The sequence below is a fragment of the Silvimonas soli genome, from assembly GCF_030035605.1.
GTDB lineage: Bacteria > Pseudomonadota > Gammaproteobacteria > Burkholderiales > Chitinibacteraceae > Silvimonas > Silvimonas soli.
The window spans coordinates 1,994,076-2,018,496 of the sequence record NZ_CP106736.1 but is presented as its reverse complement, the minus strand read 5'-3'; the positions used below and the strand labels follow the sequence as shown (position 1 = coordinate 2,018,496).

At 57.6% G+C, this 24,421-nt stretch carries 18 protein-coding genes; 8 read left to right on the top strand and 10 right to left on the bottom strand.

Going from position 1 to position 24,421, the window contains the following annotated elements:
* Positions 1 to 254: 254 nt before the first annotated feature.
* The gene (locus N7220_RS09250) at positions 255 to 2,531 is read right to left on the bottom strand and encodes a beta-glucosidase family protein (protein ID WP_283151163.1); all 2,277 of its coding nucleotides are present in this window, start codon (positions 2,529 to 2,531) and stop codon (positions 255 to 257) included.
* Positions 2,532 to 3,069: 538 nt separating this feature from the next.
* Positions 3,070 to 3,369 (bottom strand): hypothetical protein, encoded by a 300-nt coding sequence (locus N7220_RS09245; protein ID WP_283151162.1) that lies wholly within the window; start codon positions 3,367 to 3,369, stop codon positions 3,070 to 3,072.
* A gap of 712 nt (positions 3,370 to 4,081) precedes the next feature.
* On the opposite strand from N7220_RS09245, the gene N7220_RS09240 reads away from it, so the two are divergent.
* Positions 4,082 to 4,297 carry a hypothetical protein gene (locus tag N7220_RS09240; RefSeq protein ID WP_283151161.1) on the top strand — a complete coding sequence of 72 codons (216 nt, stop codon included), beginning with the start codon at positions 4,082 to 4,084 and terminating at the stop codon, positions 4,295 to 4,297.
* Between the two features lie 448 nt (positions 4,298 to 4,745).
* Here the strand turns inward: N7220_RS09240 and gyrB are convergent, their stop codons facing one another.
* Together gyrB and dnaN are read right to left on the bottom strand one after the other, a co-directional pair.
* Positions 4,746 to 7,178, bottom strand: a complete 2,433-nt coding sequence (gyrB, locus tag N7220_RS09235; RefSeq protein WP_283151160.1) for a DNA topoisomerase (ATP-hydrolyzing) subunit B — start codon at positions 7,176 to 7,178, stop codon at positions 4,746 to 4,748.
* A gap of 80 nt (positions 7,179 to 7,258) precedes the next feature.
* Entirely contained in the window at positions 7,259 to 8,365 is a 1,107-nt protein-coding gene (gene dnaN / locus N7220_RS09230) for a DNA polymerase III subunit beta (protein WP_283151159.1), read from the bottom strand.
* 431 nt (positions 8,366 to 8,796) lie between these two features.
* Between dnaN and aceK the strand changes: the two genes are divergently transcribed.
* A complete protein-coding gene (aceK, locus tag N7220_RS09225; RefSeq protein WP_283151158.1) occupies positions 8,797 to 10,635 on the top strand; it encodes a bifunctional isocitrate dehydrogenase kinase/phosphatase in 1,839 nt (612 codons plus the stop codon).
* Positions 10,636 to 10,768: 133 nt separating this feature from the next.
* Here aceK and N7220_RS09220 read toward each other — a convergent pair whose 3' ends face one another.
* Positions 10,769 to 12,490, bottom strand: a complete 1,722-nt coding sequence (locus N7220_RS09220; protein WP_283151157.1) for an LTA synthase family protein — start codon at positions 12,488 to 12,490, stop codon at positions 10,769 to 10,771.
* A 384-nt stretch (positions 12,491 to 12,874) separates the two neighbouring features.
* On the opposite strand from N7220_RS09220, the gene N7220_RS09215 reads away from it, so the two are divergent.
* Complete coding sequence (locus N7220_RS09215) at positions 12,875 to 14,224, top strand: MFS transporter (RefSeq protein ID WP_283151156.1); 1,350 nt, start codon at positions 12,875 to 12,877, stop codon at positions 14,222 to 14,224.
* A 281-nt stretch (positions 14,225 to 14,505) separates the two neighbouring features.
* Here the strand turns inward: N7220_RS09215 and N7220_RS09210 are convergent, their stop codons facing one another.
* On the bottom strand, positions 14,506 to 14,898 hold the full coding sequence (locus tag N7220_RS09210; protein ID WP_283151155.1) for an OsmC family protein: 393 nt from the start codon (positions 14,896 to 14,898) through the stop codon (positions 14,506 to 14,508).
* Positions 14,899 to 15,039: 141 nt separating this feature from the next.
* Here N7220_RS09210 and N7220_RS09205 point away from each other — a divergent pair, with 141 nt between their 5' ends.
* The 3 genes from N7220_RS09205 (at position 15,040) to N7220_RS09195 (ending at position 17,661) form a co-directional block, all read left to right on the top strand.
* Positions 15,040 to 16,242: an MFS transporter gene (locus N7220_RS09205; protein WP_283151154.1), complete on the top strand. Its 1,203-nt coding sequence runs from the start codon at positions 15,040 to 15,042 to the stop codon at positions 16,240 to 16,242.
* Positions 16,243 to 16,348: 106 nt separating this feature from the next.
* Complete coding sequence (locus tag N7220_RS09200; RefSeq protein ID WP_283151153.1) at positions 16,349 to 16,957, top strand: DUF2239 family protein; 609 nt, start codon at positions 16,349 to 16,351, stop codon at positions 16,955 to 16,957.
* An 86-nt stretch (positions 16,958 to 17,043) separates the two neighbouring features.
* Positions 17,044 to 17,661, top strand: coding sequence for an FUSC family protein (locus tag N7220_RS09195; protein ID WP_283151152.1), 618 nt, complete (start codon positions 17,044 to 17,046; stop codon positions 17,659 to 17,661).
* A 78-nt stretch (positions 17,662 to 17,739) separates the two neighbouring features.
* Here the strand turns inward: N7220_RS09195 and N7220_RS09190 are convergent, their stop codons facing one another.
* Positions 17,740 to 18,741, bottom strand: coding sequence for an aldo/keto reductase (locus N7220_RS09190; protein WP_283151151.1), 1,002 nt, complete (start codon positions 18,739 to 18,741; stop codon positions 17,740 to 17,742).
* A gap of 223 nt (positions 18,742 to 18,964) precedes the next feature.
* Here N7220_RS09190 and N7220_RS09185 point away from each other — a divergent pair, with 223 nt between their 5' ends.
* On the top strand, positions 18,965 to 19,864 hold the full coding sequence (locus N7220_RS09185; protein ID WP_283151150.1) for a LysR family transcriptional regulator: 900 nt from the start codon (positions 18,965 to 18,967) through the stop codon (positions 19,862 to 19,864).
* Between the two features lie 130 nt (positions 19,865 to 19,994).
* Positions 19,995 to 21,926 carry a methyl-accepting chemotaxis protein gene (locus N7220_RS09180; protein ID WP_283151149.1) on the top strand — a complete coding sequence of 644 codons (1,932 nt, stop codon included), beginning with the start codon at positions 19,995 to 19,997 and terminating at the stop codon, positions 21,924 to 21,926.
* Positions 21,927 to 22,006: 80 nt separating this feature from the next.
* On the opposite strand, the gene rsfS is transcribed toward N7220_RS09180, so the two are convergent.
* From rsfS to N7220_RS09165, 3 genes are all read right to left on the bottom strand, one after another.
* A complete protein-coding gene (gene rsfS / locus N7220_RS09175; protein ID WP_283151148.1) occupies positions 22,007 to 22,378 on the bottom strand; it encodes a ribosome silencing factor in 372 nt (123 codons plus the stop codon).
* Positions 22,379 to 22,456: 78 nt separating this feature from the next.
* Positions 22,457 to 23,113 (bottom strand): nicotinate-nucleotide adenylyltransferase, encoded by a 657-nt coding sequence (gene nadD, locus N7220_RS09170; protein ID WP_283151147.1) that lies wholly within the window; start codon positions 23,111 to 23,113, stop codon positions 22,457 to 22,459.
* Positions 23,110 to 24,366: a glutamate-5-semialdehyde dehydrogenase gene (locus N7220_RS09165; RefSeq protein WP_283151146.1), complete on the bottom strand. Its 1,257-nt coding sequence runs from the start codon at positions 24,364 to 24,366 to the stop codon at positions 23,110 to 23,112. Before N7220_RS09165 ends, nadD begins: the two co-directional genes overlap by 4 nt.
* Positions 24,367 to 24,421 lie beyond the last annotated feature (55 nt).

The window sequence follows — 24,421 nt, the reverse complement described above, 5'->3', positions numbered from 1 at the left end:
AAGCCCGGCACTGTCTGGCCGGGAGATCATGCGGCAACGATTTCCACTCGTTGCGCATGACGGTGTTTAATCTAACACAGCTTGTTACATCGTCCTGGCAGGGTTTACCCCACCTTCATCCTGTTCTGGCCTGACCGCTAACACGGTGTTTGGTCAGTTGTTTCTATCAAGCCTTTTTATAAATGCACGCGGCGAAAACCGGGATAAACCGCGTCTTGCAACAAACGCTGCGGTTTATCCCGGTTGAACAGACGTTAGTGCGTCAGCGCAAGCACTTTTCCGGCAAAGGGTTGTTTGCTTGCCAATGCCAGCGGGTCACGCGAGGAGCCACCCACGGTAAACGAGAACGTCCCCGCCGGAATGCGCCACTGATGCAGCGTGATATCCCAGATGGCAAGGCGTTCAGCCGTTGCGCTCACAGTGACCTTGGTGCTGGCGCCTGGCGCCAGTTGCACCTTTTGCCAGCCAATCAAGCGTTGCGGTGGTTCACCCGCAGCGGCAGGCAGCGCGGCGTAAATCTGCGCGACCTCAGCCCCGGCGACCAAGCCGGTGTTCTTGAGCGTAAAGCTGGCTGTGAGATTGCCATTGGCATCCACTGCGGTGGTCAGACCGGAATACGCAAAGCTGGTGTACGACAAGCCGTGCCCGAAGGGGAACAGTGGCGTAATGTTTTGCGAGTCGTACCAGCGGTAGCCCATGTTCAGCCCTTCACTGTAAACCACATTCAGATCAGTCGAGGAAATCGCCTTTTGCGGTTGATCCGTGTCGTTAACCGGGAAGGTGATCGGCAACTTGCCCGACGGATTAACCGTGCCAAACAACACATCGGCAATCGCTGCGCCACCCTGAATACCAGGATACCAGGCCTCAAGCACGGAATGGACACTGTTCACCCACGGCATGGTCACGGCTGTGCCGCTTTCCAGCACAACCACACTGCGCTTGGCGCTGGCCGCTACGGCAGCAATCAGGGCATTCTGGTCGTAAGACTGGTTGGCCGGATCGGCTACAGCGTCAGGCAGGCTGAGCGATGCCAGATCACCGCCTTCGGTTTCCCACTGCGTACCAAAGACGATTGCGACATCTGCGTTGGCAGCAGCGGTTGCGGCGGCCGCAGCGTCGGAGCCATCCAGATAAGTAACGGTGGCGTTCGGTGCCTTGGCCTTGATTGCATCCAGCGGCGACGATTTATACCAGGTGGCGCAGCCGGTCACTTGCCCGCCAATCGTGGCTGTCGGGTTCAGACACGTTACTGCATTGCCGCCACGGGGAGGGGTCAGCGCTGAACCGCCGCCGGTCATTACGCCGACATCGGCATGACCGCCAATAACCACAATCCGCTGGATAGTTGCAGCGTTCAGCGGCAGAGCCGGGGTCGTAGTGCCGGTTGGCGTGGCGTTTTTCAGCAAGACCATGGATTGCTCTGCCGCCGCCTTGGCTGCGACATCGCCAGCAGCTTGGTCAATGGTGCCGCCCAAGGGTGCGGGAGAATCCATGATGCCCAGCCGGATCATCGTGCGCAGCTTGCGTTGCACCATGTCGTTAAGACGTGACAGGGGCACGGTGCCGGCGGCGATGGCGGCTTTCAGCTTCTGGTTGAAGAAGGTGGGCACGCCATAGAACCCGGCGCTATCGTCGGTCGAACCGCCTTCTTCTTCATCCAGCCCGGCGTTGGCTCCGCGTACCGTGTCGGTCAGCGCCATGAACCAGTCAGATTGCACCTTGCCCTGGTAGCCCCACTCGGTCTTGAGCACATCGGTCAGCAGGTAGGTGTTCTCGCAAGATTTGATCCCGTTGAGCAGGTTGTACGCGCACATCACGTTGCCGGGCTTGCCCTGTTTGATGCCAATTTCAAACGGCAACAATTGCAGCTCGCGCAGCGTGCGCTCGTCAATAATTGAATTGGAAGTAAAGCGATTGGTTTCCTGATCGTTGGCGGCAAAATGCTTGATGGTCGCGACCACCTTTTGATCTTGCGTACCGGTAGTGCGGGAGGCAATCAGATAACCCGCCAGTACCGGGTCTTCGCCCATGTATTCAAAAATGCGGCCATTGCGCAATTCGCGCGCCAGATCTACGCCGCCACCCAAACCTTCGGTATATCCGATGGTTCTCAATTCTTTGCCAATCTGCGAGCCGTAGTTGTAGGCCAGTTGCGTGTCCCAACTGGCGGCCAGCGCGATATTTGATGGCATTGCGGTAGCGCCGTTATCCACCGTTACGCCGTTTTTGGCCTGATAAACGCCAGTTGCTGAGTCCGCAGTGTAGTAATCAGGAATGCCCAGGCGCGGAATACCGGGGATATATCCGGCGCCACCCAGCGGCCCCGTTTGGGTACCGACGCCATGAACCAGCTGGATTTTTTCATCCAGCGTCATTTGCGCTACCAACGCCGATGCGCGCTGATCCGCAACCGTATCTGGATCGGTCACCGTTGTGGTTGTGGCGGGTTTGCTATCGTCGCTGCCGCCGCAGGCAGACAGCAGACCGGCCGCTGCAAACAGCAAGGCCAATGTTGTGCGAGTCGTCATGTTTATCTCTACTCCATACTCCCTGTCGGCCGATTTATTACTCGGTCGCGGGATTTGTTATCGGAGCAAACATGGTAGTCGGGTCAACCAAAACGCTCTTTGCACGCCGTTGCGGCATTTGGCACCCGGTTGCGCAAAATTGCGTAAAGGTAGCCAGAAAAAGACGAAATGTGACGCGCGTGTGACGACTCTAGGGTGAACCAGGTAAGGGTTAGATATTACGGTTACTGCTTGAAACGGCTGGGTTTTTCTGAGAGGCGACAAGATGTGGCGCGGATAACCCGCCACCTTCTGGTTTTCGCAGATGGCCACATCGGGTGGAGTCAAAACACACCTTTTCGAGGGGAGGAACACCACGCCGGAGGTTGTCGAAAAAGGGGAAGGTAAAACCGAAGAACCACCGGATGCGGCTTTTGTTGAGTGCAGCGGCAAAGCCACTGAAAGAGTGTGAGTTTCGCGGCAACCACAGCGGGCGGGCCTGTATTTGTTCGTCCCGAAATTGGTCAGGCAGAACCCGCTGCGCCAGTCATGAACCTGTTTACTTGAGCTTGCTGAGCACATCGTTGATGTTGATTTCATCTTCCGAAAAGCAATAACTGCCATTCTGGCTCGTTTCAATATGCAGGTATTTTGTTGTGGCGGACCGTCTTTGTTTTCGTGCGAGATAAGCACTGACCACACCGGCAATCAGCAACGAAAACATGCCTCCAAGATAGTTATTTTCTTGCTGGCTAGTCCGGATTTTCTGTTCCTCTGCGGACTCACAATCAACCCAGTATTTTTTTATATCCTGCAAATTCAGATGCCTGCTGCCAATTTCCAAAACATGCTTATCCATACCAACGCCCCTTGATCATCAGGTGTTTTCAAGCTTTCGTTTTTGGCCGACTGCTGGCTGTCGATGGCCAATTGTCTGCCCGTTCACCAACTGACACAAAAGTAAGATAGCAGGTGTTGGCACAGACGCACAGGAGTGGTGGCTTTGGTTCGCCAAGAAAAGTCCCGAGCGAGCCGGGCGTTTTTTCTGAACCGGTCGAACTTTGCGTCTTTCTAAGCTAGCTCGTGGTTCGTAGCGCGGATGAAGGCCGATTCTCGGCATAAACGTTAGCGGAAATCCGGGGGCGCAATATATCACTCGGACCAGTGAAGGTGTTTTGCGATATGGCTCCCGGATTATCGCGCCGTTTCATTCAGGCTCCTTGCCGACCAACTGACCACGCCTAAGTAACAGCAAAGCAATCACCATTGTTCAACCAGAGTGATTACATACCGTTAGTACCGCCGCCTTTGGCTCTTTCTCGCCTTAACGACAGGAAGTGATCGTGGCCCTCGTAGTGTTGCCTGGGTCGGTTTTCACAACGAGCAACAGAGTTTTGCCGCCCACGATCACTGGCATTAACAAATTGGGTGAAAGTGGGAGGCTTCCCGAAGATTTTGCGCCCACATTTCTGTGCATCCACTAAATTAATACCAGCTCGCCAATCACTTTCATGGAGGGAGACCACGTCATGCAAGCAAGAAATCCTGGACTTATCGCACTGGTACTTGCAATGGCCCTGGGCGCAGGGTCAGTCCAGTCCGCCGTAACGGAGCAAGCACAACAGCGTCGCGACGCACGTGACGTCCGGCAAGACACACGACAAGGTTCGCGCGACACCAAACAAGCCTGCCGGGCCGCCAACCAGAAAAGCAACGCGAGTTGCCGTCACGATAAGCGCGAAACCAAGCAACAAGGCCGTCAGACTGCTCGTGATATCAAGTATTGAGGGATGAAAAGCTAGCAAGTAGGTGGGATTCCCGCTGCGCTTCATCCGGGCTACTTGCTTTGTCTAGCTGGAGTACAAGGTCAATCGATCTTACGTATGTGCAACCGAGTCAGGCACCGGATGGGCTGCTGCCCGTTTTATGGACATCCTGTTAATGGGCGTGAATCTCCCCAAGTGAAGCAGGGAATCTGGCCTATGAAGATGAAACGGGAGATGATTTATAGGTTGCAGCCATCAAAACATAACAAACGCAAAGTGATGATGACCTTCGCTTGAGGATTGCCGTGCAGCGTGAAAGAGAAAAGGCCACCTTGGAAAGGTGGCCTTTTCTCTTTGCCGGTCTTGTAGGCTAGGCGCCATAGAACCACGCTATTGAAGCGAAGCATCCATAAATATCTCAATAGATGCCTCCCAAAATCTCAGCTTATGGTTCCTGCTACAACACAAATCAAATATCAATATTCCGAGCCACCAGCGCATTCTGCTCAATGAAATGCCGACGCGGTTCAACCTGGTCGCCCATCAGCGTGGTGAACACTTCATCCGCCGCAATGGCGTCTTCCACGTTCACTTTCAGCAGGCGGCGGACGGTGATGTCCATGGTGGTTTCCCACAGCTGTTCCGGGTTCATTTCGCCCAGGCCTTTGTAGCGCTGGATAGTGACGCCGCGGCGCACTTCGTTTAGCAGCCAGTCCAGGCCTTCCTTGAAGGTGTTGATGGCGATGTCGTGGTCCCCACGGCGGGCTTTGGCGCCTTCGGTGATCAGGCCAGACAGCATGTCGCCGGTCTTTTTCAGCTGGGCGTAGTCGCCAGACAACACAAAGTCTTCATCGATGTACTGGATGGTCACCACGCCGTGCAGGTGGCGTTCGATCTTCAGCACGCTGCCAGCGTCTTCAAAGGTGCTGGCGTGGACGATGAAGGCCGGATGCTTGAGCGCGGCGGTCAGGCGGGCGGCGGAGTCTTCTGCCGCTGCGTGGGTGGATAGGTCCATTGCGCCGCTGTAGAGCAGGGCGTTGAGCACCATCGGGTCGATAAAGCGGCTGCAGCGCGCGATCACGGCGTTGGTGATCAAATACTGGCGCGACAGGCTTTCCAGTTGTTCCTGGGCGATGGCTGGTTTGTCGGTGCCGGGGATGATTTCGGCGCCGTTCACGGCCAGTTTCAACAGGTACTGGTCCAGTTCCTGATCGTCTTTCAGATACGCTTCGCTCTTGCCGCGCGCTGCACGGTACAGCGGCGGCTGGGCGATGTAGATGTAACCACGCTCAACCAGTTCTGGCAGCTGGCGGTAGAAGAACGTCAGCAACAGCGTACGGATGTGCGAACCGTCCACGTCGGCATCGGTCATGATGATGATGCGGTGGTAGCGCAGTTTTTCGATATTGAAATCGTCTTTGCCGATACCGCAACCCAGTGCGGTAATCAGCGTGCCCACTTCCTGGCTGCCCAGCATCTTGTCGAAACGCGCGCGTTCGACGTTCAGGATTTTACCCTTGAGCGGCAGAATGGCCTGGAACTTGCGGTCACGGCCTTGCTTGGCAGAACCACCGGCGGAATCACCCTCGACCAGGTAGATTTCAGATAGCGCCGGGTCTTTTTCCTGGCAATCGGCCAGCTTACCTGGCAGGCCCAAGCCATCCAGAATGCCTTTACGACGGGTGAGGTCGCGCGCTTTGCGGGCGGCTTCACGGGCGCGGGCGGCTTCAACCACTTTGCCGCTGATGATCTTGGCGTCAGCCGGGTTTTCCAGCAGGTAGTCGTTCAGTGCCTGGCCCAGTACTTCTTGCACGACCGGGCTGATTTCGCTGGAAACCAGCTTGTCTTTGGTCTGGCTGCTGAACTTGGGGTCTGGCAGTTTCACGCTCAGCACGCAGGTCAGGCCTTCGCGCATGTCGTCACCGCTGGTTTCCACCTTGGCTTTCTTGGCGACTTCGTTCGCCTCAATGTAATTATTGAGGGTACGGGTCAGCGCCATACGCAGCGCGGTCAGGTGAGTGCCACCGTCGCGCTGCGGAATGTTGTTGGTGAAACACTGCACGGATTCTTGATAGGTATCGTTCCACTGCATGGCCACTTCAACGGTCATGCCATCGCGCTCACCCACAGAGTGAAAGATGTGCGGGTGCAGCACGGTCTTGCTGCGGTTCATGTATTCCACAAAGCCGCTCACGCCGCCGACGTAGGCAAAGTTTTCTTCTTTGCCGCTGCGACGGTCGATCAGCGTAATGCCCACGCCATTGTTCAGGAACGACAGTTCGCGAATCCGCTTGGCGAGGATTTCGTAGTGGAATTCGATCAAACCAAAGGTTTCAATCGAGGCAAAAAAGTGGACTTCAGTACCGCGACGATCGGTGTCGCCAGTGATTTCCAGCGGCTTGACGCGTTCACCCTGACGGAACTCCATAGTGTGCACTTTGCCGTCACGGCGCACGGTGAGCTTGAGCCAGTCCGACAGCGCATTCACCACCGACACACCCACGCCGTGCAGGCCGCCAGACACCTTGTAGCTGTTCTGGTCAAACTTGCCGCCGGCGTGCAGTTCGGTCATGACGATTTCAGCGGCAGAGCGCTTGAACTCGTCGTCTTCTTTGATCTGCGTAGGAATACCACGGCCGTTATCTTCCACGCTGATGGAGTTGTCGGCGTGGATGATGACGCGAATGGTGTCGCAATGGCCGGCCAAAGCTTCGTCAATTGCGTTGTCCAGGACTTCGAACACCATATGATGCAGACCGGTACCGTCGCCGGTATCGCCGATATACATGCCGGGGCGTTTGCGTACGGCTTCCAGACCCTTGAGGATCTTGATGCTATCGGCGCCGTATTCCTGGCTGGTACTGGAAATTTGCGGGGCTTGCGGGTCGATATTTTCGCTCATGTCGATGCTTGTTCCTGGACTGCAATAAAAGACGAAAGGCCGGGGAAGCCCCAGCCTGACGGTGATTTCAACGGCGTACGTTAGATACGCATCGGCATCACGATGTACTTGAAGTGTTCATTGTCTGGAATGTTGACCAGTACGCTGGAGGTCACATCGCCGAACACAAAGTCGAGGGTTTCGACTTGCAGGTTGGTCAGCACATCCAGCAGATACTGAATGTTGAAGCCGATATCCAGCGGCGCGCCGGTGTAGTCGATCTCGACTTCTTCCTGCGCTTCTTCTTGCTCGTTGTTGTTACACAGGATCTTGATCACGCCATCGGTCAGCACCAAGCGCACGCCACGGAATTTCTCGTTGGAGAGAATTGCGGCACGTTGCAGGGCAGACAACAGAGTCTGGCGTTCAATCTTCAGGAATTTGTCGTTGTTCTGCGGAATAACGCGTTGGTAATCCGGGAACTTGCCGTCAACCACCTTGGAGTGGATCACGATATTGCCAAAGGCAAAGCGTACCTGGTTGCTGGCGATATCAATGGTGACTTCGTCATCCACTTCGGCCAGCAGTTTGTACAGTTCCAGAATGGTTTTGCGCGGCAGGATCACTTCGTTTTTCTCGAAGCTGGAATCCAGCTCGGCCGAAGCAAACGCCAGACGGTGACCGTCAGTGGCAACCAGTTTCAGGTGGCTGCCTTCAGTCACAAAGAACAAACCATTGAGGTAATAGCGGATGTCTTGATGCGCCATCGCAAACTGCACGCGGCCCAACAGTGCTTTGAGCTGGCCTTGCGGCATGCGGATGGTGGCTTTCAGGTTGGTATCCACCGCCAGTGTCGGGAAATCGCCCGCTGGCAGGGTTTGCAACTGGAAGCGGCTCTTGCCGGCTTTGAGCGTCAAACGGCCTTCGTTGTCTTCAAACGTCACCACGGCGCGGTCCGGAATGGCGCGCAGGATGTCGGAGAGCTTCTTGGCCGAAACGGTGATGGCGAAATCTTCGCCAGAGAAACCTTCGTTTTGCTGGCTGGCGATCTGGATTTCCAGATCAGTCCCGGTAAAGGCGAGGGTGTCGCCTTGTTTGCGGATCAGCACATTAGACAGAATTGGCAGCGTATGACGGCGCTCGACGATACCGGTCACGGTGGCGAGCGGCTTCAGCAGGGCATCACGTTCGGCTTGCAACAAGGGCATGGCTACAGGTCCGCAAAAGTGGGTTCAAATAGGAAAAGATTTTACCCGAAACCGGGCCTCAAGACACGTGCAAGCTACCTTTACCGCCCTGCCATGTTTGCCAGAGGACGGTTAACGGCTGCAAGCCTTCGTTTAGCGGGCAGAAAGGCGGTGCAAGGTGGCTGGGGAAAGGTGAACGTAGCCCGGATGGAGCAAAGCGAGAATCCGGGGATGCCGTTGGCAAGTTAAAAGCTAATTGCCCGCGGAAGCATTGCAATCCCGGATTCCCGCTCACGCTCCATCCGGGCTACGAAGTCACTTACCGCTTCAAACACCCGCCTGCGGGTTTGGCCCAATCGTCTGTTGCAATGCACCACGCTAACGTGGTCCCACGCAATCGGCAGTACCGCCCTAAACTGGACTGAACACGAACCGAGCGTTGTGGAGGTTGTATGGGACACCTGGAGCAAGCTGTTGTCGCGCCGTCGGTGAGCGATATCGCCGCAAATGGTGATGCCGCTGAACTGGCGCTGGCGATTCTGCAAGGCTTTGATTTCCACTACCGGCTGTTTCGTGAGTGTACCCAGTCGGCCAAGGGGCATTTTGAGTCCGGCGACATTGCCGCGCTACGGGAGACGGTACGCCAGCGGATTGCCTTTTACGATGCGCGGGTGGATGAGGCCGTTGCCCGCATCGAACAACGTTTTGCGCTGCAAAACCTGCCCGACGAACTGTGGGCCAGCGCCAAAACCGCCTATATCGCGCTGCTGATCAACCACAAGCAGCCGGAGCTGGCCGAGACCTTCTTCAACTCGGTCTGCTGTCGCATCCTGCATCGCACGTATTTTCACAACGATTTCATCTTCTACCGGCCAGCGGTGTCCACCGAATACATCGAGGCGCATCACCCGCAGGTTTATCGCACCTACTATCCGTCGCGTAGCTGGCTGGAAGACACCATTGAAAAACTGCTGACGGATTTTGGCTGGAGCCTGCCGTTTGAAGACCTCAAGCGTGATGTGCGCTACATTCTGCGGGCGGTACACGCGCATCTGGGACACTGGCCCAAGCTGGCGTTCAACGCGCACATCCAGGTCATGGCCTCGCCGTTTTATCGCGGCAAAACTGCGTACATCATTGGCCGGGCGATCAATGGCGATGTAGAAATCCCCTTTGCGCTGCCACTGTTCCGCAATGCTGCCGGGCAATTGTATGTGGACGCCGCGCTGTTCAATCACTATCACATCCGCCATTTGTTCTCGCTCTCGCGGGCATATTTCCTGGTGGATATGGAAGTCCCCTCCGCTACCGTGCAGTTCTTGCACGAAGTGTTGCCGGATTGCTCACGCGCCGAGCTGTACACCATGCTGGGCTTGGGCAAGCAGGGTAAAACCATGTTTTACCGCGAGCTGTTTCACCACCTGCGCCATTCCACCGACCGCTTTACCGTCGCGCCGGGGATCAAAGGCATGGTGATGATCGTGTTCACGCTGCCGTCGTTCCCGTTCGTATTCAAGGTCATCAAAGACGTGATCCCGCCGCCCAAAGAGGTCGACCGCAAACTGGTGCGCGCCAAGTATCAGATGGTGAAGCAACACGATCGGGTAGGGCGCATGGCCGACTCGTGGGAGTTCTCCAATGTGGCCTTGCCGCGTAACCGTTGCGATCCGGAGCTACTGGAAGAACTGGCCCGGCTGGCGCCGACCATGTACGAGGAAGATGGCGACACCGTGGTGATCCGCCATCTATACATCGAGCGCCGCATGGTGCCGCTGAATATTCTGCTGGATAACAATCGCGGCGAGATCGTCGAAACCGTCATCCGCGATTACGGCAACGCGCTGCGCGAACTGGCCATAGCCAATATCTTCCCCGGCGACATGCTGTTCAAGAATTTCGGCCTGACCCGCGCCGGACGCGTGGTGTTTTACGATTACGACGAAATCGAATACATGACCGACTGCGACTTCCGCCGCATTCCACCACCTTTGGCACCGGAATACGAGTTGAGCGGCGAGGCTTGGTATACCGGCCATAAAAACGAGGTCTATCCGGAAGAGTTCGGCGACTTCTTGCTCAACCGCGCCGACATGCGCGAAGCTTTCCTCAAATACCACGCCGATTTGCTCAAGCCCGAGTTCTGGCAGCAAACCAAAGCACGTATCCAGCAGGGGATTGTGGAGGACTTCTATCCTTACCCGCAGGACGCGCGGTTTTGTAACCGCTTTAAGGCGGTAGCGGCTTCAGATGCGGCAGATGGGTTGGCTCTACACCCAAACCCATTCCCGTAGCCCGGATGGAGCGCAGCGGGAATCCGGGATTGCTGTGTTTGCCGTGTCCGCCGCAATCGATCCGGCCACTGGGTTTGCCCCGGATTCCCGCCTGATGGCTTCATCCGGGCTACATGTTTTAAATCCATGTGGGCTAAAACAACCGCTCCGCATACAACGCCGGTGGGAAGGTATTCTCCCAACCGTGCTCGCCATATGGCATGCCGTTCATTTCATCGCACACTCGGGCGAGCGAGCCGAAGAACTGGCCTTGGCGCTCAGTGGTTTGAGCCAGTTGCGATGACATGCACAGCAGCGGTTTACCGGTCATATTGTCGGCCATCTCGCCCGCCAATTTCTTTTGCTTGCCGACGTACTTCACCAGCACCGGAATGCTGCCGCGTTCGGCCAGTTGTTCGGGAGACAGGCGTGGTACAAAACGGAAGTCTTCATTGCGCTCGCCCGCACTGGCGAACAGGTTGTTGCTCAGCACACCGTCGCGATTGAACACGGCGGTCAGGCCGGGTTTGTGATCGCCAAACACCACAATCAACAATGGCCGTTTGCGCTTGGTTGCGGCCTTTTGCAGGTTGGTCACAAAGCTCTGCATGTCGGCGATGGATTTATCCAGGCGGTTGCGGTAATCCGCTTCGCCGTTGTCATCATTGGCGCCGACGTATTTGCCATGGGTCATTACCGTGGCCAGGAACATCATCGTTTTTTGCTTGCGCGGACTCTTGCCGTACAGGTCCAGCACCTTGTTAAACAACAAGGAGTCATCCGGCCAGCCTTCTTCGCTCCAGTCCATTTCATCGACAAAATGCGTCTCGTCAAAGCCGAACTTTGGATAAATGATGTTGCGCTTCCAGAAGGTCGAGTAATAGTCATGCAGGCCGTAGGTGTGATACCCCTCGTGGCGGAAGTGGCTGACGATGGTATGCGCATCGCTGCGATACTGGTTGGCAAAGTTCTGGTAATCCACCCCCGGGAAAACCTTGCTGGACAGGCCCGTTAGCACTTCAAATTCGGCCTCCGCTGTGCCGCCGCCGTATACCGGGCTCACCATGTGAGTCAGTGCAAAGCCCTGGTCTTTGAGCTTGAGCACAGACGTGGGAAAGCGCTGGTCTTCGGTGGTGAAGCAAGACTCACACAGGACCACGAATACATCTGGCGTGGAGGCATCAAATTGGCGCAGTGGCGCGGCGGCGTAGAAATTATGCGGGCCATGCTCCGGCGGCGGCACGGTTTCGGCGTTCAGGTACAAGTGCCCCAGAATGCCGTTGCTGCGCGCGTTTTCACGGAAGTTGTATGACAGATACTGGGTATCGAGGGCATCGGTCAGGCGCGGGGTAATGTAGTCATCCAGCCGGGCCGGGTTATCCATGCGGATAAAAAACAGGGCGGGCAGGATGGTGGCCGGTAATAGCCGCCACGACAGTATTTTGGGATGCCGATACAGGCCATAGCCCACAGCCAGCAAAGTCAGCACCACGTAGAACACCAGATGCCAGTCGGCATAACCAGTCAGCGCGGCGCCCTGCGACACTTCAAACAGATCCCGCGTCAGCAACGGCTCGCCCGTCGCGTCTTCCTTGATCCAGCTACCGTTCAGCAACGCGCCTTCCAGCCCGATGGTGGCGGCTACCGCGGACCAGCGTTCCAGAAAAGCAAAAAAGAAGCAGAACAACAGCAATTGAAACAGCACGCGCGGGGCGGCCCAATCGGTATCGACCAGAATGCGCATGGCCAACAACAGAAGCACTGGCGCGACGGGGCTGACTTTTTTCCAGGCAGGCGCTAGCCATGCCGGCACGGTGGCCGGGCGCAGTTTGCGGAATCCAATATCCGCAATGGCGGCGGGGCTGAGCAATTTCATGGGCGCAATGAGGTGGGTGGCAGCGGCAAAACCCCCGACCTTAGACCGAGAGCCGGGGCCACGCAAACGGCAATTTTTACATTTTTGTGAAAATCCTGAAGAGAGACTGACGAAAAGCATGGCGGGTTCCCCTGCTTGCAGGTTTTTTTGCGCATCCTTATCATCTTTTCCAGCTTATCCAGCCGCAAACGCATTCCGGTTCGAGACCCAGCCCGCGGCACATCCGCCGCCCGTTGTGTCCTGGTGCAAATTCGCACCCGTCGTCCGCCCGTTTGCCAGACTCTCCCCATACATACCTGACGGCATGACTGGAGGATGGCGGCTGCTGGATCAGCAACTGGCATTCTCTGCCACGCAGTGTCATAAAAATACAGAGAACCAGCCATGACGACTTCTGCGATCAGCCCGCCTGCCAATTCCACGGCGCGGGTTGCGGTGGCCAGCTTTATCGGTACCGCCATCGAATTTTTTGATTTCTACATCTTTGCCACGGCCGCCGCGCTGATCATTGGCCCGACGTTTTTCCCCAAAGAATCCAGCACCGCCCAGGCGCTCAATGCGTTTGTCACTTTCGGCATCGCCTTTCTGGCGCGGCCGATTGGTTCTGCGCTGTTTGGTCACTTTGGCGACCGCATCGGGCGTAAATCCACGTTGGTGGCTTCATTGCTGGTAATGGGCGTATCGACCACGCTGATTGGCTTCTTGCCGGGCTATGACAGTATTGGCACGCTCGCGCCGATTCTGTTGTGCGTGCTGCGCTTTGGTCAGGGCATTGGCCTTGGCGGCGAGTGGGGCGGTGCCGCATTGCTGGCTACCGAAAACGCCCCTGCCGGCAAGCGCGCGTGGTTTGGCATGTTTCCGCAGATGGGGCCGTCGATTGGTTTTCTGTTTGCCAATGGCTTGTTCTTTGGTTTGGCGGTGCTGCTTAGCGATGACCAGTTCAAAAGCTGGGGCTGGCGCGTGCCGTTTATTTTCAGCGCCGCGCTGGTGATGGTCGGCTTGTATGTGCGCCTCAAGCTGCACGAAACCCCGGTGTTCGCCCAAGCCATGCAACGCAATGAACGCGTGAAAGTGCCGCTGTTCGAGACTTTCTCTGGCCATCTGGTGCCAGTGGTGCAAGGCGCTTTCTCGATGGTGGTGTGTTACGCGCTGTTTTACATTTCAACCGTGTTCTCGCTGTCTTATGGCGTGAAAGTGCTGCATTTCTCCAAGCCCGAATTCCTGGCGCTGTTGTGCTTTGCCGTGCTGTTTATGGCATTGGGCACGCCACTGTCAGCCTGGGCTAGCGATAAATGGGGGCGCCGTCCGGTGCTGTTGCTGGGTACTGCGCTGGCGATGTTGTCTGGCTTCACCATGGCGCCGCTGCTTGGCGGTGGCACCACCGTTTCGGTCGGGCTGTTCCTGGTGATCGAGCTGTTCCTGATGGGCTTTACCTTTGGACCGATGGGCGCGTTGCTGCCGGAAATCTTCCCGACCCGCGTGCGTTATACCGGGGCGTCCATTGCCTATAACGTCGGCGGGATCATCGGGGCCTCGATTGCACCGTTTATTGCGCAGGTGCTGGTGGAAAAAGGCGGTCTGAGCTGGGTGGGAGGATATGTATCGGTGGCGGCGTTGTTGAGCTTCCTGGCCGTATTGTCGATGCGTGAAACCAAAGGGGCTGATCTCGTGAGCGATGTGGTTACCAGTGAGGCTGCAGAAGTGGGTGCGCAGCCAGTGGCTCAGCGGGGCTAGTTCAATTGCATAGGGTGCAATACCCCAAAAGGGCGTTGCACAGATCAAAGTCATCTGCCCCAACAAGCCAAGGTTATGTGGTGCTGTCATTGAGGCGGCATTGCCGGTGGGTTACGCCGGGTCGGCTAACCCACCCTATGTGCTCATTGAGTGTCGTGTCTAGTAGGGTGGGTACAGCGCCGCCGCGTGCTTTGGGCGGATACTGATTCGGGCGGAGCGCGGCGGGTTGTAGCCGCCCTGCATATGTTTATGCGAAGGGGTGAAGCTAGCCGAGCTAGCCGTTAACCCACCAACTCAGTCGCAATCTCAAATCTCCCGCTCAACGCTTTATGAATCGGGCACTTCTCCGCTACCCGCAGCAAATCGGCGCGGGCGGCGTCATCCAGATTACCGCCCAAGGTGATCTGGCGTTGCAACCGGTACACCCCGTCTTCCTCGTGCCGCGTCACACTCACTGCAATGTCTGCCAAAGCATAACCACGGCGTTGCGCGTACATCTGTAGCGTCAGCACGGTGCAGGCACCCAGCGCGGAATCCAGCAAATCGTGGGGGTCTGGCGCTTTGCCGTTGCCACCGGCGGCCGGGCTGATATCTGCCACCCATTGCGCCGTACCGTTGCTGATATGGGCTAGCGACTCACCGCTGGCCGCTTGCCAGTTCACATTGATAGTCATGATTACTCCGCCAGAAAAGTGAGACCGTACCCAGGTGGTCTGCACAGTGTAGCTCGCCAATTGGTTCACCATGCGCTGGCACCGCTAGAATCCAGACTCTGACGCCAGCTGGTCTTGGGCGTCGAAACTTGGGGAGCTTGCATGCTGGAGCGGCACGTCTGGCGGGATTTTGTGGCGGTGACATTCAGTGTGGCGATTGTCGGCATCGGCTTGGGTTGCACCTTGCCGCTAACCGCGCTGGCGCTGATCCGGCAGGGCTTTGGCCCGGAAGTGGTCGGCTGGCTGGCCGCGGCCAGTGCGCTGGGTGGGGTGACCGGCACCTTTGCCGCGCCAGCAATCACCCGACGCCTTGGGCGGCGCACCGTCATGTTGTCTTGCATGCTGCTCGCGACCGCTGCGGTGATGCCATTGCAGTTCACCTCTTCGCTGGCGAGCTGGGCGCTGCTGCGGTTTTTGTTCGGTTTGTCGATGGCGCCGCTATTTGTGCTGGGCGAAGCGTGGATCAACCTCTTGCCGCCCGATGCGTCACGTGGCCGCGTGGTGGCGATCTACTCCACCAGTTTCAGCCTATGCCAGATGCTGGGGCCAGGGCTGACCACCTGGTTGTCCGGCTTGCCTGATACCGGCTTTTTGATTGCCGGTGCATTGTTCTTGCTGGGCGCGCCTGGCGTTGCCCTGGCCCGTGGCGGCACGGATGACGACCACGCCAGCGAGATCGCCCCAGCTGATGCCACCCAGAATGCCAACGCCTCCTGGTGGGCCATTATGCGATTCGCCCCGGTGATCATCGCTGGCACCGCATTCTTTGCCCTGTTTGATACCGTCACCCTGAGCTTTCTGCCGCTGTTTGCGCTGGATTACGGTTTCTCGCGCGAGCAAGCATTGCTGGCCGCCGCAGTGGTCATGGCTGGAGATGCCATGCTGCAATTTGCTGTGGGCTGGCTGGCCGATCACTGGGGCCGCGCACGCATCCATCGCTTATGTGGTTTGCTGTTGTGTCTGCTGTTGCCGCTCATGCCGTGGGTAGTGCATGCCTCGTGGTTGTGGTGGCCATATCTGTTTGTGCTTGGCGGGCTGGCGGGCGCGGTGTACACGCTGGCGGTCGTGGCCAGTGGCGATTACTTTACCGGCGCGGCCTTGCTGCGTTCTGCCGGGTTGATAGCTCTGACCTGGAACGTGAGCAGTAGCGCCGGCCCGGCTATTACCGGCATGGCGATGCAGGCTTGGGGTTCGGCCGCCATGGTCGCAGTGTTGCTGGTGGTGGCAGTGGGATTCTTGCTGGTGGCGCGGGTCCGCCCGAATGGCAAGTTGGTCATTGCCGATGCCGTAAAAGAGCAGATCTGAGCGGATTTGGCGGATATCGAGATATATTTACCCGGATAAAATATTGACGTGGTTATTATTGTCCGGGTAAATTATGTCGATCGAATGCGCCTGAAGGGGCCGATCCATGAATTCCAGTCAATCACAAACCTGTTCCGCTTTTGCCGGAAGCAACCTGCTGGCGTCGGGTGAGCTGGCACAAGTAGCCGTTGCGGCCAAAGCCGCGCTCGATGGCGGTGAATCGGCGTCTATCCTCATTTTTGATGACGTCACCAGCCAGCTTGTTGAGGTAGATTTTCGTGGGACCGCTACCGATGTGGCCCAGCGTCTGGCCGCATCCACCGTAGCCGAACCGGCACTCGAACCCGCAGTGCAAGCAAACGACGAACCAGCGCGTGGTCGAGGTCGGCCCAAGTTGGGTGTCGTGCCGCGCGAGGTCACTTTGCTGCCGCGCCACTGGGAATGGCTCAATGCCCAACCGGGCGGCGCCTCGGTGGCATTACGCAAATTGGTAGAAGCTGCGCGGCACGCCAATGAAGGTAAAGACCGGCAACGAAAAGCGCAGGAGGCGTGTTATCGCTTTATGGCGGCCATGGCTGGTGATCAGCCCGGCTTTGAAGAGGCCAGCCGCGCGCTGTTTGCTGGCGATACCGTGCAGTGGGCGAGCCAGATTGCCCGCTGGCCGACGGATATCCGCAACCATGCAGACAAGCTGGCCGCAGCTGCATTTGCCTGAGGCCAAGGCGCCAGCGATTGGACGCGCCCCGTCGCACGGCCTACGCTGAACTACCAAAAGGGGTCGGTTGAAAATCGGGAGTAGCAATGGAAGTCGAGTTCCGCCACCGCGCGTTTGACATGGTGAGCTTTGTGATCCGCTGCGCCGGATCGGCCACGCTGGCATATTTGCTGGCGTTGGTACTGCAGTTGCCGCATCCGGTGTGGGCGTCGATGTCGGCGCTGATCGTTTCGCAAGAGAACATCCACGCCACGCGCGACTCCATGTCCGGGCGGATTATCGGCACCTTGCTGGGCGCGCTGATTGCCTTGATCGTTCATCGCTCAGGTTTGTGGCTAAACGTGCCGTTGGCGTGGCAGCTGGCGCTGGCGGTGGGTATTTGCGCTGTCATCGCAAAAGGGCGCCCGACCATCCGGGTCTGTTTGTGGACCGCGCCTTTGGTGTTGTTAACGTCTTCAACTGACGTCACGCCGGAACTGACCGCGCTGTTTCGCACCGGTGAGGTCTTGCTGGGCGTGTTGATTGGCGGTGGTTTGCACTTTGCCGAGGCCAGTTTGATGACGCTGTTCAAGCTGGGCCGCTATCGGCACATAGAAGAACAACCGGCGCTGCCCGCCAAGTTGTTTGAAGCGCATCAGCGCGGTGTTTTGCAGCATCGCAAAGACGTGGCGCGCGATTATCGCGGTGGTCAGGCGGACGATTGAACCGCTGTCGCAATTGATGTGAATGGCGATCTGAAATGGCCAGGCAGTTAACTCACCCGGCCATACACATTAGCTGGATCAGCCGTGTTTTTCGCTATCCATATGCGCCAGTTGCGCTGCCGGATAACGCTCACCGGCGGCGGCATCGGCGGGGATGGCGTTCTCGATTTGTGCGAGATCTGCGGCGCTCAGCTGTACATCCAGCGCGGCCAATGATTCGGCCAGACGTTCACGCCGGCGGGCACCCACCAGTGGCACGATATCCTCGCCACGCGCCAGCACCCAGGCAATGGCAATCTGCGCCACGGTGACGCCTTTGGCTTGCGCAATGCCACGCAGCGTATCTACCAGTGCTAGGTTGTGGACCAGGTTGTCGCCCGAAAAACGTGGGCTCACGCCGCGGAAATCACCCTTTTGCAGTGACCGTTCTGGCGTCCAGTGACCACTGATCAAGCCGCGCGACAACACACCATAAGCCGTGATGCCAATGCCTAGTTCTCGGCAGGCGGGCAGAATGTCCGATTCCAGCGAGCGCGAGATCAGCGAGTATTCAATTTGCAGATCGGCAATGGGCGCTACTGCCGCAGCGCGGCGGATGGTTTGCGCGCCCACCTCAGACAAACCGATATGGCGGATGTAACCCGCTTTGACCAGATCGGCCATCGCGTCAATGGTTTCTTCAATCGGCACGTTCGGGTCCAGCCGGGCGGGGCGATAGATATCAATGTGATCCACACCCAGGCGCGTCAGCGTATAGGCGAGGAAATTCTTGATCGCCGCCGGGCGGGAGTCATAACCAGACCAGCCGCCCGCCGGATCACGCAGTGCGCCAAATTTGACGCTGATCTGTACCTGATCACGGTTTTTGCCTTGCAGCGCTTTGCCGATCAGCATTTCGTTGTGACCCATGCCGTAAAAATCACCGGTATCCAGCAAAACCACACCTGCGTCCATCGCGGCGTGAATGGTGGAGATACTTTCGGCCTCGTCCGCCGGGCCATACATGCCAGACATGCCCATGCAGCCCAGACCCAGCGCAGAGGTCAGCGGGCCGGTCTTACCAAGTTGTCGTGTTTGCATTGTCAAACTCCAGTCTCAAAACAGTGGATGGGCAGCGGCAGATATTTGTCGATGCCTCAGTGTAGTAACCCTGTGCTTGCGTTTGATGATTCTCTGTTGGGGCAGAGGCCAGCGCGTTGGAGTGCATTGTTATTGATCGCGATACCTGGATAAATACCGCAAAACTGGATTTATTATCCGAATGTAAATAACAATTAATGTATCAACCTCTCAGAGCTCAGCAATGGATCGCATTCAGGCCATGCAGGTTTTTCTTAAAGTGGCCGAGTTTGGCAGCTTCACCAAAGCGGCGGACTGGCTGCATTTGCCGCGCGCTACGGTCAGCAATGCCATTCAGTCTCTGGAAAAACGCCTTGGCGCGCAGTTATTCCAGCGCACCACACGCCGGGTCAGTTTGACGCAGGAAGGCTTGTTATATCAGGAGCGCTGCACCCGGCTGGTTGCCGAACTCGAGGAGACCGAAACCTTGTTCAGTGGCGCCACGCAGCAACCCACGGGCGTTGTTCAGGTGGATATGCCCGAGCGCATGGCGCGGTTTGAGGTGATTCCACACCTGCCGGATTTCTTCACTCGTTATCCGGATATCCAGCTGCGTTTTGGCGCGTCGGACCGGTTTGTCGATCTGGTCGGCGAGGGTGTGGACTGCGCCGTGCGCGTGGGGCCGCTGGCCGATTCCACATTAATGGCACGCCGCGTTGGCATGATCGAGCAAATCAACTGCGCCTCGCGTAGTTATCTGGAACAGCACGGCACGCCTCAAACGCTGGCAGATCTGGCTTCGCATCTGGCGGTGAATTTTCATTCCAGCCGCGCCGGACGTGATCTGGATTGGGAATACTTCGTGGCCGGTGAGTCGCGCACGCTACGGATGCGCAGCCTGATCTCGGTTAGTAGCTCGGAGGCCTACGTGGCTTGTTGCCAAGCCGGGCTGGGGCTGATTCAAGCGCCGCACGCAGGTTTACAGGAGCTGTTGGCCAGCGGCGAGTTACAGGAAGTCTTGCCGCAATATCGGGCGGCGCCGCTGCCGGTTTCCGTGGTCTATGCTCAAAACCGGCGCTTGTCTGCCCGTGTGCGGGTGTTTGTGGATTGGGTGGCAGATATTCTGCTGGCCACTTCACGCTAGCAAAGGTTTGCGCGGTTTAAATTATCTGGATTGTCGCCGTTTGTCGGTGAACAAGTCGTACTGTCACGTACTCAGCATTCATTTGGCATAATTCGCGCATTATAAAATGCTGATACAACCAGGATTCCCCATGCCGCACTCTTTGCAGGGTCGTGTTGCCACGGCTGTTGCTGCGATTTTACTTCCGGTTATTTTGGGAGGCGCGCTGCTGTTTGCCTTGAACGAAAGCGATCGCGTTCATCAACAAACCGATGCCCAAGCTGAACAGGCCGCCCAAAATGCGGTCGATCAACTGCAGCTGACCAACGATCAGATGCAAGCGCGGGTTCAGGCCTCCATGAAGCTGCTCAAGTCGCGCGGTATAGCGACGGGCGTTCCCGCCGCCGGGCCTGCGGTGGCAGTCAAAGACAAACAAGTCCCCGAATTACTGTTAGGTACGCAGCCGCAAGCCAATCATTTTGAGCTGGTCGATGGCCTGTTCGACATCATGGGCGGGACGGCCACGTTGTTCTCCCGTTCCGGTGAAGACTTCGTGCGCGTGTCTACCAACGTCAAAAAGGACGGCGTGCGTGCCATTGGCACCATGCTTGATCCAAAGGGCCGTGCCATCGCTGCCATCCGCCAGGGCCAGCCGTTTTATGGGCAGGTGGATATTCTGGGCAACCCGTATATCACCGGCTATGAACCGATTCGCGATGCCGCCAATGCGGTGATCGGCATCTGGTATGTCGGTTACAAAGTGGATCTGACGCCGCTGCAAACCACGGTCGGGCGGACGCGTTTGCTGCAAAGTGGCTTTGTGGCGGTGGTCGATGACAAAGGCAAAGTGCGCTTTCATTCCTCCGGGGTAGACGACGCCACCGCGCAGCAGGTGGTCGAAAGTACGCCTGCGGGTTGGGCCAAGGTCGAGCGCCCGTTTGATGCCTGGCAATTCAAAGTGGTGGCGATGTGGCCGGAATCTGAGGTCAACCAGATCGCCCGTCAGCGCGCATTGGTGATTGGTGCCAGTGCAGTGCTGGTGGCGGTCTTGCTGCTGTTGGTATTGCTGGCGTTATTGCGGCATCTGGTACTCAAGCCATTGGGCGGTGAGCCGGAACTGGCTGTTCGTGCGGCACAGGCCATTGCCGACGGTGATTTGTCGTTTCCGCTGAAGATCAGCAATGCAGCGCCAGGCAGCATGCTGATAGCCATGTCGCGAATGCGCGATGCGCTGCGGGCCATGATTGAAGAAATCCAGCAAGAAGCGCGCGGGGTGAACGAGATTGCCGCCCGCTTTAAAGCGACGTCCCGGCAGATCGCCGAGGGCTCGGCCCGCCAGAGTGATGCCACGACGACCATGGCAGCGGCGCTGGAAGAACTGACCGTGAGTGTGAATCATATTGCGGCCAGTGCGCAGACGGCGCTGGAAAGCACGGACGAAAGCGCGGCGTTGTCGCGTCAAGGCGGCCAGGTGATCGCCCGCACCGTGACGGAAATCCAGGGCGTGGCGAATCAGGTTGATGAAACCGCCAAAGTGATTGAAGCCACTGCGCAGCAAACCGGCGCGATTGCCAGCGTGGTGCAGGTGATTCGTGAAGTGGCCGATCAAACCAACTTGCTGGCGCTGAACGCGGCCATTGAAGCTGCGCGCGCCGGGGAACAAGGCCGTGGCTTTGCGGTGGTCGCGGACGAAGTACGCAAGCTGGCGGAGCGTACAGCGCAATCAACCCAGGAAATCAGCCGTACCATTGAAGCCGTCCAGACCAGTGCCAACGACACGTCCAGGAACATCCAGATGACGCAATCACGGGTGACGCAGGGCGTGGATATGGCGAATGAGGCAGGCGAAGCCATCCGCCGGATTGAAGGTGCATCCAGTGAGGTATTGCGGGTGACGCGTGAGATTACCGGCGCGCTGCGCGAGCAAAGCCAGGCCAGTAATGAGATTGCCACCAACGTGGAACGTGTGACGCAGATGATCGTGCAGAACGAAGCCGCGTCGCGCGAGGCGGCGGCGGAGGCAGAAGAAATGCATCAGGTGGCAAGCAACCTGACTACCACGCTGGGGCGTTTCAGGCTCTAGCGCGTTGTCAGCGGCAGCCGGTTTGTGGCCGCGCCAGAAACACAAAAGACCGGGTCAAACCGGTCTTTTGCATTCAAGCCTTATACCGCAGACCAGCTCTTGCCCAGCGGATTGAAGGTTGGCTTCTGGCCGCCCCACAATTGTTCCAGGTCGTAGTAGTCGCGTACTGGCGGCAGCATCACGTGCACGACCAGATCACCCGCGTCGACCAGTACCCATTCGCCGGAGTCTTCGCCTTCGGTGCTGACGATCTCAAAACCCTTGGCCTTGAGCTCAACACTGACGTTGTTGGCCAGGGCGCGAACCTGGCGGTTTGATTCGCCGGTGGCGACGATCATGCAATCAAAAAGATCGGTGAGCTGCGTGGTATCCAGGACCAGGATTTCTTTGCCCTTGATATCTTCCAGTGCCGCTACGGCAACGTCGCGCATCTGCTGTGTGTGTTCGTTCATGCATCCATATCCTGCGGTGACCGACGGAACCGGCAAACAAGTCTGACTGACGTTTGCCCATCCGGCGGTAAAACCGCTTCAAGTTAGGTAAAGCCCGGACTGCCGAATGGCTTCGGCGACCGGAGTCAGGCCGTTGATATCTTCACCGCGCGCGAGTTTTTCGCGCAGATCGGTAGCAGAAAACGGCATGAGCGGAGTTGGCAGGATGCTGATCCTGCCTTTGCCCAACGCGTCGGTTTGCGCTGGCACTTCGCGGGATTGCAATACCCGCGTGAGTTCTTCAGAAAGCTTAGTCCAATCGTAGCCGGGACGTGCGGCAATCACCATATGACCGGCTTCAAGCAGGTCGGTCCAGCGCTGCCAGGTGGTCAGGTGGTGGAACGAATCTGCCCCGATCAACCACACCAGCAAGGTATCCGGCAGAGCCTGTTGCAACTCGGCCAAGGTATCTACCGTATAACAGTAGCCGTCTCGGCGCACCTCCCGGTCGTCGGCTGTCAGCCCGGATTCGCCAGCCAGGGCTTGGTTCACCCAGTCAAAACGTTGCTGCGGCGAAACCGGTGGGGCCGGTCGATGCGGTGGCAAACCGGTGGGGATCAGCCGTACTTCGGGCAAGGCGAACGTATCGCGCAAGGCCCGGGCCAGGATCAGGTGGCCATTGTGAATCGGGTCAAAGGTGCCGCCGAAAATACCCAAAGTGGCTTTCGGCGGCATGGCTATATCAGGGGTACTCAAACGCGGACTTCTCCGTTACCGAGCACAATCCATTTTTCGCTGGTCAGACCATCGAGCCCAACCGGGCCGCGGGCGTGGATTTTGTCGGTGGAGATACCAATCTCTGCACCCAGCCCGTATTCAAAGCCATCGGCAAAACGGGTAGAGGCGTTGACCATCACCGAAGCCGAATCCACTTCACGCAAGAAACGGCGCGCTTTGGAATAGTTTTCGGTGACGATGGCGTCGGTATGGTGCGAACCATAAGTGTTGATATGGTCCATGGCCGCGTCCAGATCGTTCACGATCTTGATCGACAGAATCGGCGCCAGGTATTCGGTGCGCCAGTCTTCTTCAGTAGCCGGAATCGCGTCAGGCAGGATATCGCGCGTGGCTGCACAACCGCGCAGTTCCACACCCTTGGCGCGATAAATGTCAGCCAGTGGCGGCAGAATGGCTTGCGCCACCTTGGCATTCACCAGCAGCGTTTCCATGGTGTTGCAGGGCGCGTAACGATGCGTTTTGGCGTTATCGGCAATGCGAATAGCTTTGTCGGCATCCGCTTCTTCATCAATGTAGACGTGGCAGATGCCATCCAGATGCTTGATCACCGGCACGCGGGCATCTTTGGCCACGCGCTCAATCAGGCTCTTGCCGCCACGCGGCACGATCACATCCACGAACTCGGCCATGGTGATCAACTCGCCCACGGCGGCGCGATCGGGTGTTTCGATAATCTGTACGGCGGTTTCCGGCAAACCGGCCACGGCCAGGCCTTCTTTCACCAGCTTGGCAATCGCCTGGTTGCAGTGGAACGCCTCGCGCCCACCGCGCAGGATGGTGGCATTGCCGGATTTGATGCACAGCCCGGCCGCATCAGCGGTGACGTTGGGGCGGGCTTCATAAATGATGCCAACCACGCCGAGCGGCACACGCATCTTGCCGACCTGAATGCCGGAAGGCTGATATTTGAAATCGCCCATCTCGCCCACCGGATCACGCAAAGAGGCGATCTGACGCAGGCCTTCGGCCATGGTGCGAATGGTTTTTTCAGTCAGTTGCAGACGATCGAGCAGGGCAGGTTCAAGGCCATCAGCGCGGGCTTGTTCCATATCCTGGTTATTGGCGGCGATCAGCAACGCAGCATCGCGTTCAACAGCGGTGGCAATTGCTTCCAGGGCAGCATTTTTGGCGCGGGTGTCAGCCTTGGCCATGGCGCGACTGGCCTGGCGTGCTTTACGACCAACATCCTGCATGTATGCCTGAATATCCATCTTCTGCTCGAAAATCAAGGGAATAGCATGCCATTGTAGCGAAATGGCATGCTGC

Bases quoted from the DNA above. Each gene is read 5' to 3' on its own strand.
- N7220_RS09220 (WP_283151157.1), bottom strand. From the start codon at position 12,490: ATGAAATTGCTCAGCCCCGCCGCCATTGCGGATATTGGATTCCGCAAA.
- dnaN (WP_283151159.1), bottom strand. From the start codon at position 8,365: ATGCCCTTGTTGCAAGCCGAACGTGATGCCCTGCTGAAGCCGCTCGCC.
- N7220_RS09245 (WP_283151162.1), bottom strand. From the start codon at position 3,369: ATGGATAAGCATGTTTTGGAAATTGGCAGCAGGCATCTGAATTTGCAG.
- N7220_RS09200 (WP_283151153.1), top strand. From the start codon at position 16,349: ATGAATTCCAGTCAATCACAAACCTGTTCCGCTTTTGCCGGAAGCAAC.
- N7220_RS09185 (WP_283151150.1), top strand. From the start codon at position 18,965: ATGGATCGCATTCAGGCCATGCAGGTTTTTCTTAAAGTGGCCGAGTTT.
- N7220_RS09210 (WP_283151155.1), bottom strand. From the start codon at position 14,898: ATGACTATCAATGTGAACTGGCAAGCGGCCAGCGGTGAGTCGCTAGCC.
- N7220_RS09205 (WP_283151154.1), top strand. From the start codon at position 15,040: ATGCTGGAGCGGCACGTCTGGCGGGATTTTGTGGCGGTGACATTCAGT.
- N7220_RS09165 (WP_283151146.1), bottom strand. From the start codon at position 24,366: ATGGATATTCAGGCATACATGCAGGATGTTGGTCGTAAAGCACGCCAG.
- N7220_RS09180 (WP_283151149.1), top strand. From the start codon at position 19,995: ATGCCGCACTCTTTGCAGGGTCGTGTTGCCACGGCTGTTGCTGCGATT.
- N7220_RS09240 (WP_283151161.1), top strand. From the start codon at position 4,082: ATGGCCCTGGGCGCAGGGTCAGTCCAGTCCGCCGTAACGGAGCAAGCA.
- N7220_RS09190 (WP_283151151.1), bottom strand. From the start codon at position 18,741: ATGCAAACACGACAACTTGGTAAGACCGGCCCGCTGACCTCTGCGCTG.
- N7220_RS09195 (WP_283151152.1), top strand. From the start codon at position 17,044: ATGGAAGTCGAGTTCCGCCACCGCGCGTTTGACATGGTGAGCTTTGTG.
- gyrB (WP_283151160.1), bottom strand. From the start codon at position 7,178: ATGAGCGAAAATATCGACCCGCAAGCCCCGCAAATTTCCAGTACCAGC.
- N7220_RS09250 (WP_283151163.1), bottom strand. From the start codon at position 2,531: ATGACGACTCGCACAACATTGGCCTTGCTGTTTGCAGCGGCCGGTCTG.
- aceK (WP_283151158.1), top strand. From the start codon at position 8,797: ATGGGACACCTGGAGCAAGCTGTTGTCGCGCCGTCGGTGAGCGATATC.
- N7220_RS09215 (WP_283151156.1), top strand. From the start codon at position 12,875: ATGACGACTTCTGCGATCAGCCCGCCTGCCAATTCCACGGCGCGGGTT.
- rsfS (WP_283151148.1), bottom strand. From the start codon at position 22,378: ATGAACGAACACACACAGCAGATGCGCGACGTTGCCGTAGCGGCACTG.